Origin of the sequence: Streptococcus sp. 27098_8_134 (assembly GCF_041431675.1) — a bacterium.
Taxonomy (GTDB): domain Bacteria; phylum Bacillota; class Bacilli; order Lactobacillales; family Streptococcaceae; genus Streptococcus; species Streptococcus sanguinis_R.
Map to the genome: position 1 here is coordinate 91,731 of NZ_JAPVYD010000002.1, position 12,964 is coordinate 104,694.

Annotated in this window: 11 protein-coding genes and 1 riboswitch; of the genes, 10 read left to right on the forward strand and 1 reads right to left on the reverse strand. The window is 43.5% G+C overall.

The features are described from left to right. Nucleotides 1-35: 35 nt before the first annotated feature. The 5 genes from O3620_RS04935 to O3620_RS04955 all read left to right on the forward strand — a co-directional run bounded on the left by O3620_RS04935 (nucleotide 36) and on the right by O3620_RS04955 (nucleotide 3,453). A complete protein-coding gene (locus O3620_RS04935; RefSeq protein ID WP_002899779.1) occupies nucleotides 36-971 on the forward strand; it encodes a manganese-dependent inorganic pyrophosphatase in 936 nt (311 codons plus the stop codon). Between the two features lie 92 nt (nucleotides 972-1,063). Next, on the forward strand, nucleotides 1,064-1,576 hold the full coding sequence (locus O3620_RS04940; protein ID WP_049544211.1) for a YiiX/YebB-like N1pC/P60 family cysteine hydrolase: 513 nt from the start codon (nucleotides 1,064-1,066) through the stop codon (nucleotides 1,574-1,576). After that, on the forward strand, nucleotides 1,569-2,222 hold the full coding sequence (locus tag O3620_RS04945; RefSeq protein WP_371601492.1) for a DUF1803 domain-containing protein: 654 nt from the start codon (nucleotides 1,569-1,571) through the stop codon (nucleotides 2,220-2,222). Before O3620_RS04940 ends, O3620_RS04945 begins: the two co-directional genes overlap by 8 nt. A 100-nt stretch (nucleotides 2,223-2,322) precedes the next feature. Then, a complete protein-coding gene (locus O3620_RS04950; protein ID WP_002894655.1) occupies nucleotides 2,323-2,517 on the forward strand; it encodes a CsbD family protein in 195 nt (64 codons plus the stop codon). Nucleotides 2,518-2,697: 180 nt separating this feature from the next. Beyond that, nucleotides 2,698-3,453: a CPBP family intramembrane glutamic endopeptidase gene (locus tag O3620_RS04955; RefSeq protein WP_023916573.1), complete on the forward strand. Its 756-nt coding sequence runs from the start codon at nucleotides 2,698-2,700 to the stop codon at nucleotides 3,451-3,453. Between the two features lie 45 nt (nucleotides 3,454-3,498). Here O3620_RS04955 and O3620_RS04960 read toward each other — a convergent pair whose 3' ends face one another. Then, nucleotides 3,499-4,944: a UDP-N-acetylmuramoyl-L-alanyl-D-glutamate--L-lysine ligase gene (locus tag O3620_RS04960; protein WP_371601493.1), complete on the reverse strand. Its 1,446-nt coding sequence runs from the start codon at nucleotides 4,942-4,944 to the stop codon at nucleotides 3,499-3,501. 86 nt (nucleotides 4,945-5,030) lie between these two features. Here O3620_RS04960 and O3620_RS04965 point away from each other — a divergent pair, with 86 nt between their 5' ends. From O3620_RS04965 to mgtA, 5 genes are all read left to right on the forward strand, one after another. Next, a complete protein-coding gene (locus tag O3620_RS04965) occupies nucleotides 5,031-6,659 on the forward strand; it encodes an oligosaccharide flippase family protein (RefSeq protein ID WP_371601494.1) in 1,629 nt (542 codons plus the stop codon). A gap of 97 nt (nucleotides 6,660-6,756) precedes the next feature. Then, nucleotides 6,757-7,914, forward strand: coding sequence for a cystathionine gamma-synthase (locus tag O3620_RS04970; protein WP_002914600.1), 1,158 nt, complete (start codon nucleotides 6,757-6,759; stop codon nucleotides 7,912-7,914). Then, nucleotides 7,907-9,082 (forward strand): MalY/PatB family protein, encoded by a 1,176-nt coding sequence (locus tag O3620_RS04975; protein WP_002899790.1) that lies wholly within the window; start codon nucleotides 7,907-7,909, stop codon nucleotides 9,080-9,082. The genes O3620_RS04970 and O3620_RS04975 overlap by 8 nt, the downstream gene beginning before the upstream one ends. A 74-nt stretch (nucleotides 9,083-9,156) precedes the next feature. Further along, nucleotides 9,157-9,312: riboswitch (M-box (ykoK) riboswitch) on the forward strand. Nucleotides 9,313-9,462: 150 nt separating this feature from the next. Further along, nucleotides 9,463-10,074: a glutathione S-transferase family protein gene (locus tag O3620_RS04980; RefSeq protein WP_002899791.1), complete on the forward strand. Its 612-nt coding sequence runs from the start codon at nucleotides 9,463-9,465 to the stop codon at nucleotides 10,072-10,074. A gap of 157 nt (nucleotides 10,075-10,231) precedes the next feature. Then, a complete protein-coding gene (gene mgtA, locus O3620_RS04985) occupies nucleotides 10,232-12,892 on the forward strand; it encodes a magnesium-translocating P-type ATPase (RefSeq protein WP_002918523.1) in 2,661 nt (886 codons plus the stop codon). The last annotated feature ends 72 nt before the right edge of the window (nucleotides 12,893-12,964 follow it).

Genomic DNA, 12,964 nt, shown 5'->3' on the forward strand with positions numbered 1-12,964 from the left:
ATGCAATAAACATTATATAAAAGAAGAGGTTTATCATGTCTAAAATTTTAGTTTTCGGTCACCAAAATCCTGATTCAGATGCTATCGGTTCATCTTACGCTTTTGCTTATTTGGCTCGCGAAGCTTATGGCTTGGATACAGAAGCTGTTGCTCTGGGTGAGCCTAATGAAGAAACAGCATTTGTTTTAGATTACTTTGGCGTGGCGGCACCGCGCGTGATTACATCTGCCAAGGCAGAAGGAGCTGAACAAGTTATCCTGACAGACCACAATGAATTCCAGCAGTCTGTGGCAGATATTGCTGAAGTTGAAGTTTATGGCGTAGTGGACCACCACCGTGTTGCTAACTTTGAAACAGCTAGTCCACTCTACATGCGCTTGGAGCCAGTGGGATCTGCTTCCTCTATTGTTTACCGCATGTTCAAGGAGCACGGCGTAGCAGTTCCAAAAGAAATTGCAGGATTGATGCTGTCTGGTTTGATCTCTGATACTCTCTTGCTCAAGTCACCAACAACTCATCCAACTGACAAGGTCATTGCACCAGAATTGGCTGAGCTAGCTGGTGTCAACTTGGAAGAGTATGGTTTGGCAATGCTTAAGGCAGGTACAAACTTGGCTAGCAAGTCTGCTGAAGAATTGATTGACATCGATGCGAAAACCTTTGAGCTGAATGGAAATAATGTCCGTGTGGCACAGGTCAACACAGTTGATATTGCTGAAGTTTTGGAGCGTCAAGCAGAAATCGAAGCGGCTATTGAAAAAGCAATCGCTGATAATGGCTACTCTGACTTTGTCTTGATGATTACAGATATTATTAACTCAAACTCAGAAATTTTGGCTATCGGAAGCAATATGGACAAGGTCGAAGCAGCCTTCAACTTTGTTCTTGAAAACAACCATGCTTTCCTTGCAGGCGCTGTTTCTCGTAAGAAGCAAGTGGTGCCTCAACTGACAGAAAGTTTTAATGCTTAAAGAGCTCAAATGACGAAATAAGTTACTAGATGAGGGCTATTCCCCTCATACTTAAAAAGGAGTCTCGGCTCCTTTTTTGATAGGCGAGAGAAATGAAGATTCAAGATTTACAAGATGGAGATTTGATTTTTACAGTCGGATCTTCAGAAATTGCTGCAGCCATCCGAGCAGCAACTGGCTCATACAGCCACGTGGCCATCTTTTTTAATGGTGAGATTTATCATGCAACCCATGAGAAGGGGGTTGTCAATCAAGATTTGTCTGATTTTTGGCAGGATGAGGATGTTTATGACGTATATCGCTATCCAGCTATTGAAGCAGATGCTGTCTTTAAAAGGGCCAAATTGCATCTAGGAAAGCCTTACAATTTCGGCTTTTATCCGCAGTCCGATTGTTTTTACTGTTCGGAGTATATTGCGGACATTTTGCCGATTTTTGATACGATTCCCATGCAGTTTGGCGATGAGAAAAATCTGATTTCTGATTTTTGGCAGGAGTATTATCGTGACTTGGGCTTAGCGGTTCCCATAGGTCAGCCTGGGACGAATCCTAGCCAGTTGGCTCAGTCAAGAAAACTCATCTACAAAGGAGAACTTCATGATTAAAATCATCAATCCCAGCCGTTTGACGCGCCAGCCTTTTTTCCAGGAGCTGATTGATTATTTGGATCGGCATGAGGCAGTGATTCTGCGGGAGATTAAGAGAGAGTTTGAGGGCGTGGCCAACATTGACCGCTCGATAGAAGAGTATATCAAGGCTGGCTATATCAAGCGGGAGAACAAGCTATATTACCTGACGCTGCCCTTTGTGGAAAGTTTGGAGGACTTGTGTTTGGATCAGGAAGTCTTTATCCGTGATGATAGTCCCCTCTATCAGGAATTGTTGGATCAGCGCTTTGAGACCCGGCTTTCCAATCAGACCAATGCGGCGATTTTGCTGGAAGAGACAGATTTTCTGCGGGATAAGCTAACCTTGGCAAATTATTTTTACAAGATGCAGCGCCAGTATCCCCTGTCTGAGGCACAAAAGCCTCTCTATGCTATCTTAGGCGATGTCAATCCCGAATATGCACTCAAGTACATGACGACCTTCCTCCTCAAGTATGTCCGCAAGGATGAGCTCATGCAGAAGCGGCGGGACATTTTTGTTGATAGCTTAGTAATTTTAGGTTATATTCAACAAAATGAAGCAGGCAAGTATGAGTTACAGGCAAGCTTTGATAAGAAGAGATTGACTTTTCATCTGGACTGATTTTCCCATAGTATGAGCAGAATATTTGACCTTTGAAAAGAAAAAACTTATACTACTGTAAACGGTATCAGAAACCGTAAAAAAGAACGGAGGCAATCATATGTCACTAGAAAATAAATTCGATCAAGCTAAGGGCGCTGTTAAAGAAGGCGTGGGCAAAGTTACAGGAGATAACAAGACCGAAGCAGAAGGCTTTGTAGAAAAAACAGTTGCCAAAGCAAAAGAAGTTGCTGAAGATGCTAAAGAAGCTGTTGAAGGTGCTGTTGAAGGTATCAAAAACAGCTTGGATAAATAAGAATAGTGAGAAGAGAGTTAAAATTTAACTCTCTTTTTTGTTTCCAATAGCAGCAAGCAGCAATAAAAAAGTTTTATAAATTTGTAAATAATAAAAATTTAAGCTTTTCATGCTAAGATAGAAATATAAAAAAGAACCTGAAATGATGACATAAATTTACAGGTGGTGAAAGGAAATATGATGAAATTATTGACAAACCTACGCCCCTCTAAGCCTTTGAAAGAGCTGAGGTGGTTTGATATTGCAGTGATTACCCTGCTCATGTTTGGGCAGTTTATTTATCGCTCAACAGAGCTTTATCTAGCTAGCTTTGCGCCAGCCGCCAGCACAAGAGCGACTGAAACGGTGACCAATACAGCCAGTGAGGGAGCGGCTTTTTCTAGTAATTTCAATTTTCAGCTACTGATGCTGGTCTTGACCATTCTTTACCTATTGCTTCGGCGCTTTGACTTTAAGCAGCTTCCCATCCGTCTGAGCTGGTCGGTTCTCCTTTGGACTCCTCTTATTTTTGTAGTGGTAGGGTTCTTTGGTGACATTGTAACGACACTGAGCGGCGAGTATAATTACTTTGATCCAACTCTCTGGTCTTATGTAGATATTCTGGAAATCTTCCGGAAATTTGCTGAACTGACACCTATGGCCATTCTCTACGGACTTCTAAATGGCTTCTATGAGGAATTCTTCTTTCTGGGGCTTATGACCTCTGTTAAGGATAAGTATAAGTGGTGGGCTCTGGCTTACTCTACTATCATTCGGATTTCTTTCCACACCTATCAGGGCATGCTGTGGGCCTTGGTTATCGGAGTGGTGTACGGTCTCTTTTACTATTTCCTTTACAAGTACAAGGTCAAGAACCTCTTGCCTTTCTTTCTCATGCACGCCTTGGCGGATATGTTTGGCTCCAGCTTGATGTACGTTCTGATTAAATGGCGTTAATTTTTACAAAACGACAATAAAAAGGCGATATGCTCGCCTTTTTTCTTATAAATACTTTTCTGCAAGTGCATAGTCTCCTGGATAGGCTACTTTTTCTCCTTCTACGATTTGGTAAGCATCCGCTCCTTTACCGGCCAGAATGACGGCATCTCCCTCTCGGTCTGTCAGGCTGAGAGCTTTTTTGATGGCTTCCTCTCGGTCGGCTATTTTTTCCACTGGATAGGAGATGTAAGATGCGATTTCCTCCGCAATGGCTAGAGGGTCTTCATAGTTGGGGTCGTCCGCGGTTAAGATAACGGTCAGCTCAGGATGCTGATTAAGTAGGCGACCGAAGTCTTTGCGCCGGCTTTCACCCTTGTTGCCGGTAGCACCCAAGAGGAGGATAATCTTACCCTTCTGGTGTTCCTCTACCACAGACAGCAGGTTGCTCAGGCTGACGCCATTGTGAGCATAATCAACGAAGATTTTGGCACCATTTTTCTGAGTCAGAACTTCCATACGGCCTGGTACTCGGGTTGCAGCAATTCCTTTTTTGATGTCTTCGAGGCTAGCACCCAGTCGCAGACAGGCAAGACCAGCCGCTACTGCATTTTCCTGATTGAAGCGGCCGATGAGCTGGATATCGTAGTGGCCAGCTAACTTGCCAGCAGCTTCAAAGCTGAAAGCCTGAGAATCTATGATGCTATTGTTAGAACCTGCTCCATAGAAATCATGTTCCATAGAAGCGACTTGCTCTTTCACGATTTGGAAATGGTCCATGTCGCTATTCACGATAACTGCTCGGCTATTGTCCATCAAGAGTCGCTTATTGTAGAAATAATCCTCAAAAGTCGGATGCTCAATAGGGCCGATATGGTCTGGGCTGATATTAAGAAAGACACCCACATCAAAGGTTAGGCCATAGACCCTTTTCTTGAGATAAGCCTGACTGGAAACTTCCATGATGAGATGAGTCCGACCATTAGCAAGGGCTTGGGCCATCATTTTGATAAGATCCAGACTTTCTGGTGTAGTCAGAGTTGACTTAAAAAAAGTCTCGCCATCCAAAGTAGTGTTCATAGTCGAGAGCAGGGCAGGTCGATGGCTTTGGGAAAGGATTTGATAGGCAAAATAAGCTGTAGTTGTCTTACCCTTGGTGCCAGTAAAGGCAAGTAATTTGAGTTTCTTCTCCGGATGGCCGTAAAATTCCATGGCTAAGAGACTCATGGCCTGCTTGACATCGTTGACTAAGAGGACCGGAATGCCCACTTGAAAGTCTGTCTCGCTGATATAAAAGCGCAGGCCAGCTGTGACGGCTTTTTCTAGAAATTCTCTCTTAAAAGCCTCACCCTTGACAAAAAAGAGGGTAGAGGCATCCGCTTCCCTGCTGTCATAGCTGATACAATCGAAAGTTAAGCCGCTGTAGGAGAAGAAGTATTCTCCGTCTTTGACAATATCACGAAAATTATGGTCTTCTTTTAAAATATCTAATACGGTTTCAATTTTAATCATAAATCTATTGTAAACCTTATGGCTGGGTTTTACAAGAGGCAAGGAAAAGTTTATAATAAAAGAAGAATAAATAGAAGAGGTTTTCTATGAGCCAAGAAACAACAAGCCAGCAGCAGCAGATGCTGCGGGGAACTGCCTGGCTAACTGCCAGCAATTTTATCAGTCGTCTTCTGGGGGCCATCTATATCATTCCTTGGTATATCTGGATGGGCAAGCACGGCGCCGAGGCCAACGGCCTTTTTACTATGGGCTACAATATTTATGCTTGGTTTTTACTGATTTCGACAGCCGGCGTGCCAGTGGCAGTGGCCAAGCAGGTGGCTAAGTACAATACCATTGACAAGGAAGAGCACAGTTTTACTTTGATTCGCGAGTTTCTCAAGTTTATGTTGCTTTTGGGAGCTGTCTTTGCAGTGATGATGTACCTACTTTCACCAGTTTTCGCTTCTATGTCTGGCGGTGGTTCAGACTTGGTGCCAGTCATGCAGAGTCTGTCTTTGGCTGTTTTGATATTCCCATCGATGAGCGTTATCCGAGGTTTTTTCCAAGGGTTTAACAATCTTAAGCCTTATGCCATCAGTCAGATTGCGGAGCAGGTCATTCGGGTTATCTGGATGCTGCTGACAGCCTTTTTCATCATGAAAATCGGCTCTGGCAACTATGTAGAAGCGGTTACCCAGTCCACCTTTGCCGCCTTTATCGGTATGCTTGCTAGCATGGCTGTCTTAGCCTTCTATCTCTGGAAGACAGGTATGCTGACTTCCATCCTTCATAAGCCTGCTAATGCAGGGGAGATCAATGGCCGTGCCCTCCTCTGGGATACCATTCGTGAAGCCATTCCTTTCATTATCACAGGATCTGCCATTCAGCTTTTTCAGATTATTGACCAAGCTACCTTTATCCATGTCATGGGCTGGATTAGCAAGTACAGCAAATCCGAGCTGCTGGTTCAGTTTGCCTATTTCTCAGCAAATCCTAATAAAATCACCATGATTTTAATTGCCGTGGCAACCTCTATCGGCGGTGTCGGGATTCCGCTTTTGACCGAGAACTATGTCAAAGGTGATTTTCGCTCGGCTGCCCGCTTGGTGCAGGATAATCTTAGTATGCTGATTTTCTTTATCTTGCCAGCAACCATTGGTGCTGTTTTGGTAGCGGAACCTCTGTATACTGTTTTCTATGGCAAGCCAGACGGCTTAGCTCTGGGACTTTTTATCTTTGCTATGCTGCAGACCATTATCCTTAGTCTATATACGGTGTTGGCTCCGATGATTCAGGCCCTTTTCCAAAATCGAAAAGCTATTATTTACTTCCTCTATGGAGTAGTAGTCAAGCTGGTGCTGCAAGTACCCTTGATTTATTTTTTCAAAGCTTATGGTCCTCTTCTTGCGACGACAGTTGGTTTGATTATCCCAATCCTGCTCATGTATCAGGAAATTCGCAAGGTAACAGGTCTGAATCCTAAGAACCTCTTTAAGCGGAGCCTCCTGTCAGTGATTCTGACGGTTCTGATGACCATCTTTGTCTTGGTGGCAGAGCTTCTTATCGGTCTCTTCCTTCATCCAAGCGGTCGGATTTCCAGCTTTGTCTATATAGCTCTGATTGGCGGTATCGGCCTCGCTGTTTATGGCGGACTGGCACTCAAAGTTCGTCTTATGGATCGCTTTATCGGTTCAAAAGCGGCTAGTCTGCGACGACGCTTTCATATCTATTAAAAAGCCGCAGGACTTTTTAATTTTTATCTTTACTATGTCTAAAACATTAACATTATAGTTTCAAACTATAGCTAGCTCTTGAAAAGAAAAAAGAAAAATGTTTTCAAAAGATGTTACAATAGAGGGTGAAATATTAGCGAAGGATTGGAAGGTTAATATGAGTAAGGACGTAAAATTAAATACACTACTGGCTCAGGCTGGGGTAAAAAAAGATGAAACAACTGGTGCTTTAACAACACCCCTGCATTTTTCAACAACCTACCAGCACCCTGAGTTTGGTCAGTCAACAGGTTATGACTATACTCGAACCAAGAATCCAACGCGGGTTAGCTTGGAAGAGACTCTGGCTGCTATCGAAAGTGCAAATTATGCTCTAGCGACTAGCTCTGGTATGTCGGCTATTGTGCTGGCCTTTAGTGCCTTTCCAGTTGGCAGCAAGGTTTTGGCTGTTCGGGATCTCTATGGTGGCTCTTTTCGCTGGTTTGCTCAGGCTGAAGCAGAAGGGCGCTTTGCTTTTACCTATGCCAATACAGAAGAAGAACTACTGAATAATCTGACAGAGGATATAGATATTGTCTATATCGAGACACCGACCAATCCTCTTATGGTAGAGTTTGACATTGCCCGCATTTCCCAAGCAGCTCATGAGCGAGGAGCAGCTGTCATTGTGGATAATACCTTCTATAGTCCCATTTATCAAAGACCGCTGGAGGATGGAGCAGATATTGTTCTGCACTCTGCAACCAAGTATCTGGGCGGGCACAATGATGTCTTGGCCGGAGCTATCATGACTAATGATGCTGCTATTTATGACAAGCTTTTCTATAATCTCAATACAACTGGGCCAGTCCTGTCTCCTTTTGACAGCTATCTGCTTTTGCGCGGTCTCAAGACACTGGCTCTACGCATGGAGCGCTCTACTCAGAATGCGCAAGAAGTAGTCGCTTTTCTGAAGCAATCTCCTGCGGTAAAAGAGGTTCTCTATCCAGGCAAGGGTGGTATGATTTCCTTTAAAGTTGTGGACGAAGGCAAGATTCCTCATCTCCTAAATAGCCTGAAAGTCTTTACCTTTGCGGAAAGTTTAGGAGGAGTGGAGAGCTTGATTACCTATCCGACGACCCAGACTCACGCAGACATTCCAGTGGAAGTGCGTCATTCTTATGGCTTAACTGATGATTTGCTACGCCTGTCAATTGGAATTGAGGATAGTCGAGATTTGGTAGACGATTTACGTGCAGCCTTGGAGAATGAATAATATGGGAAGATATAATTTTGAAAAAGCACCCTGTCGTGTAGGGCATCATACTTATAAATGGAAAGAAGCGGAGAAGGACAAAGAAGTTCTGCCAGCCTGGATTGCGGATATGGATTTTGAAGTCCTGCCTGAAATCCAGCAAGCTGTTCATGACTACGCTAATCAGTTGGTCTATGGCTATACCTATGCCAGTGAAGAGCTAATCAATGCTGTTCTAGATTGGGAGCGGGATGAGCACGACTATACCTTTGATCGGGATGCTTTGGTATTTATCGAGGGGGTTGTTCCTGCTATTTCGACGGCTATCCAAGCCTTTACCAAGGAAGGGGATGCTGTTCTAATCAACACTCCTGTTTACCCACCTTTTGCCCGCAGTGTCAAGCTCAATAATCGTCAGCTTATTACCAATTCTTTGATAGAGCAGGATGGTCTCTTTCAGATTGACTTTGAGAAGCTAGAGCGGGACATTGTAGACAATGAAGTCAAGATTTATGTTCTTTGCAATCCGCACAATCCTGGAGGTCGAGTTTGGGAACGGGAAGTGTTAGAGAAAATTGGCCGCCTCTGCCAAAAATACGGCGTCCTCTTGGTTTCAGATGAAATCCACCAAGATTTGACGCTGTTTGGCCATGAACATCAGTCTTTTAATACTGTCTCGCCTGACTTTAAGGACTTTAGTCTGATTTTAGCAAGTGCGACTAAAACCTTTAATATTGCTGGAACTAAAAATTCCTATGCTGTGATTGAGAATCCTAGCTTGCGGCATCAGTTTAAAAAACGCCAGCTGGCCAATAACCAGCATGAAATTCCTGGTCTTGGATTTCTAGCTACAGAAGCAGCCTATCGTTACGGTTGGTCTTGGTTGATGGAGCTCAAGGAAGTTCTGGAGAAGAATGTGAATTTTGTGGTTGATTATTTTGCCAAAGAGGCACCGCGCCTGCGGATCATGAAGCCTCAAGGGACTTATCTGATTTGGCTGGACTTTTCAGATTATGGCCTGACAGATGACCAGCTCTTTCAGCTGCTACGAGAAGAGGCAAAGGTCGTCCTGAATAGAGGAAGTGATTTTGGCCAAGAAGGCAAAGGCCATGCCCGTCTAAATGTTGCTGCTCCAGAGACCATGGTTGAAGAAATCTGCTCCCGTATTGCAGAGGTATTGCCAAAATAAATCAAAAATTTTTTGAAATTTGTTTCAAGTGAGAAAAATGATTGACAATCCTCCCAAAGAGGAGTATAGTAATAGTGGAAAATCGGTAGGTGAGGCTACCATAAGGATACGGATGACTACCGCAAAGCAGTGGAGACACTACTCGTTGGTCAACAGTCCTGATCGCCAAGGTCAAGACTAAGCTCATTTCATCGCCTTATGGAGTTAAAGCTTGAACGGTGAATGCTTGCTTTATCTGTGCTTAAAACAATGAAGCGAATAACCTGACATGCAAACGACCCTGCTGAGAAATTGGCAGGGTATTCTTTTTTGTTGAAAATATTTCAAGAGAGTAAATAGTTGATTGCCTGCCTCTTAAGAAACAAGAAAGAGGAGGAATAATGAAATTTTGGTATTCTAGTACCAGTCCTTTTGCGCGTAAAGTATATGTTACAATTTTACACCATCATTTAGAGGAGCAAGTGGATATTCAGAAAGTTCAGGTGGCTTTTGATAGAAATTCACCGCACAATCAAGATAATCCTTTAGGTAGAATTCCTGCTTTTCAAGCTTCCAGTGGAGAATGGTTATATGGTAGTGATTTAATTTCTCAATATTTAGACGAACTAGGTCAGGAAGTTTCACTTTTCCCCAATGGAATGGATAAATGGCATGTTTTAAATATACTGTCCATTGCTGAAGGAATTTTGGAAAATACAATGCCGATTGTTGCGGAAAAATTTTTCCATGAAAAAGAACATTGGTGGAAAGACAGACATCAGCAAATTGAAGAGAGAAATATACGGAGTTTGTCTTTGTTAGAGAAACTGGCTACTGAGCAAGGGCTCTCTTTAAATATTGCAACAATCCAAGTAGTTGCTCTTGTAGATTGGTGGAATTTACGTGAAGAAGTTATTGGATTATCTTTAAAAGAAAATTTTCCAGAATTGCAAGATTGGACACAGAAGATGAATGCCACTTTTGAGGTCTTGCAGGCATCTTGGGACTTTTAATTGTTTTTATAAATTAAGAAAGGAGACATGCGATGCAAATTGACGATTATCCGGAACCGCACATACACAGCCAATCGCTGATTTGTGTCGTTCTGTCCTCATAAAGTGATTGGTCCCTGTGTATGAAATTTAACAATCATACATCAAGGAGAAACCAATGAAAACAGTAAAAGAAAGATTAGTTGCTGCTCTGCAGCTTCCTGTAAAAGAAACTCTGGCATTTTACAAGAGTTCCTTTCGCGGCCTGACAGAAGAGCAGGTCGAAGAAAATCGTGACCTTTATGGTGAGAATATCATCACAAAGGGTCAGGAAGACTCTATTCTAAAGAAAATTTACGAGTCTATCATTAACCCCTTTACAGTCATCCTATTGGTGATTGCCCTAGTGTCCTTAGTAACAAATGTCTGGCTGGCTAAGCCTGGTGAGGAAGATCCGACAACTTCCATCATCATTGTTGTTCTGGTGCTGATTTCTGGAGGCATTCGTTTTGTTCAGGAATTGCGGAGCGACCGCGCTGCTAGCAATCTGTCTCGGCTGATTGTCAACACGGCTACGGTTATCCGTGAAGGAGCAGAGCAGGAACTTCCGATTGATGAGCTTGTTGTAGGAGACATCATCAAACTTAGTGCTGGAGACATGATTCCTGCAGATGTACTGCTGCTGGATTCGCGTGATTTCTTTGTTCAGCAGTCCGGCCTGACAGGGGAAAGTGATGCAGTAGAAAAGGTCTGTTTGGCCAAGTCAGATGAACAAAATCTCGATAGCCTTTTAGAAACAGAGTCGCTGGCCTTTATGGGAACCAACGTTATTTCCGGAAGAGCTACAGCTCTGGTGCTGGTGGTTGGCGATGAGACCATGATGGGAGCCATTGAGCAGACGCTTAACACCTATGATGAGCCGACCTCTTTTGAGCGCGAGATGAATAGCATTTCCTGGCTCTTGATTCGTCTGATGCTTATCATGGTTCCAGTCGTGTTCTTCATAAACGGTCTGACAGACGGCGACTGGCTGGAAGCAGGTGTCTTTGCTCTCAGCGTTGGAGTTGGCTTGACTCCAGAAATGCTGCCTATGATTATCACAGCGAGCTTGGCTAAAGGTTCTATTATCATGGCTCAGGAAAAGGTCGTGATTAAGAAGCTGAATGCCATCCAAGACCTAGGAGCTATTGATATCCTTTGTACGGATAAGACAGGTACACTGACCCAAGACGAGATTGTGTTGGAATACCCGCTGGATATTCATGGTGATTTGGACCTAGCAGTGCTCCGTCGTGCCTTTCTCAATTCCTACTATCAAACTGGTCTCAAAAATCTCATGGATCGGGCTATTATTAATCGGACGGAGAAAGAAGCAGAAAAGCATGAGATTGTCCGTAATCTAGACCAAACCTTTAAGAAAATTGATGAACTGCCCTTTGATTTCGAGCGTCGTCGTATGAGTGTCATCGTCAAGGATGATGAGGATGTTATCAGCATGGTGACCAAGGGGGCCTTGGAGGAAATGCTGGCTATCTCTAGCCATGTAGAATACAAGAAACGCATTACAGTACTGACTGAGGAGATTCGTCAGGAAATCCTTTCGGAAGTGTCCCAACTCAATGAGCAAGGTCTGCGCGTGCTTGGTGTTAGCTACAAGTCAGACTTAGAAGAAGATTACAACTATGAATTGAAGGATGAGTCCGACATGATTTTGACGGGCTATCTGGCTTTCCTAGATCCTCCTAAGTCATCTGCGGCTCCAGCTATTGAAACCTTGGCTGAGTACGGAGTTGCTACTAAGATTTTGACCGGTGATAATGATAAGGTGACCCAGGCAGTTTGTGAAAAGGTTGGGTTAGATGTAGATAATATCTTACTAGGCGTAGAGGTAGATGCTTTATCAGATGAGGAATTGAGCCAAGCAGTAGAGCATACAACGGTTTTTGCCAAGCTCTCACCTGACCAAAAAGCTCGGATCATTCTCCAACTCAAGGCTAATGGCCACAAGGTTGGCTACATGGGTGATGGTATCAATGATGCACCTTCTATGAAGGTAGCAGATGTGGGTATTTCTGTTGATACAGCTGTCGATATTGCCAAGGAAACAGCAGATGTCGTTCTGCTGGACAAGGACCTTATGGTTCTGGAGAAAGGGCTGGTAGAAGGGCGCAAGGTCTATGCCAACATGACCAAGTACATTAAGATGACGGTCAGTTCCAATTTTGGGAATATCTTTTCTCTCCTCTTTGCCAGTATCTTTTTGCCATTTCTTCCTATGGCACCAGTTCATCTGATTGTCCTCAATCTAGTTTATGACTTGTCTTGTATAGCTCTGCCCTTCGATAACGTTGACAGTGAATTTCTCAAGAAACCACGGATTTGGTCTGCTAACTCTATTACCCGCTTTATGGCTTGGATTGGTCCTATCTCATCCATTTTTGATGTTTTGACCTATTTGTTGCTCTACTTTATTATCGTACCTATGATAACAGGTGGCAACTATCAAGCTGGTAGTGGGCAAGCAGAAACCTTTATCACTCTTTTTCAAACAGGCTGGTTCGTTGAGTCCATATGGACCCAGACCATGGTTATCTACATGCTGCGCTCACCTAAGCTGCCATTTGTGCAAAGCCGTCCTGCTTTGTCTGTCATTGTGACGACCATGGCAGCAGCCCTCTTTGTTACTTCCCTGCCATACAGCCTCTTTGCGTCAGTTCTGAAGACAGCTCCGCTAAATGGCACTTATTTCCTTTTCCTCCTCTTGATTATTGCGCTTTATATGGTTAGTGTAACCCTTGTTAAACACCTTTATATCAAGCGCTATAGAGAATGGCTATAAGGTGAAGAAAATCTTTGAAAAGGCTTGCTTATAGCAAGCCTTTTCACTCTTTTTTTGATATAATAAGAAGAA

Coding starts and splice junctions, on each gene's coding strand:
- O3620_RS04935 (WP_002899779.1), top strand. CDS start 36: ATGTCTAAAATTTTAGTTTTCGGTCACCAAAATCCTGATTCAGATGCT.
- O3620_RS04940 (WP_049544211.1), top strand. CDS start 1,064: ATGAAGATTCAAGATTTACAAGATGGAGATTTGATTTTTACAGTCGGA.
- O3620_RS04945 (WP_371601492.1), top strand. CDS start 1,569: ATGATTAAAATCATCAATCCCAGCCGTTTGACGCGCCAGCCTTTTTTC.
- O3620_RS04950 (WP_002894655.1), top strand. CDS start 2,323: ATGTCACTAGAAAATAAATTCGATCAAGCTAAGGGCGCTGTTAAAGAA.
- O3620_RS04955 (WP_023916573.1), top strand. CDS start 2,698: ATGAAATTATTGACAAACCTACGCCCCTCTAAGCCTTTGAAAGAGCTG.
- O3620_RS04960 (WP_371601493.1), bottom strand. CDS start 4,944: ATGATTAAAATTGAAACCGTATTAGATATTTTAAAAGAAGACCATAAT.
- O3620_RS04965 (WP_371601494.1), top strand. CDS start 5,031: ATGAGCCAAGAAACAACAAGCCAGCAGCAGCAGATGCTGCGGGGAACT.
- O3620_RS04970 (WP_002914600.1), top strand. CDS start 6,757: ATGTTTTCAAAAGATGTTACAATAGAGGGTGAAATATTAGCGAAGGAT.
- O3620_RS04975 (WP_002899790.1), top strand. CDS start 7,907: ATGAATAATATGGGAAGATATAATTTTGAAAAAGCACCCTGTCGTGTA.
- O3620_RS04980 (WP_002899791.1), top strand. CDS start 9,463: ATGAAATTTTGGTATTCTAGTACCAGTCCTTTTGCGCGTAAAGTATAT.
- mgtA (WP_002918523.1), top strand. CDS start 10,232: ATGAAAACAGTAAAAGAAAGATTAGTTGCTGCTCTGCAGCTTCCTGTA.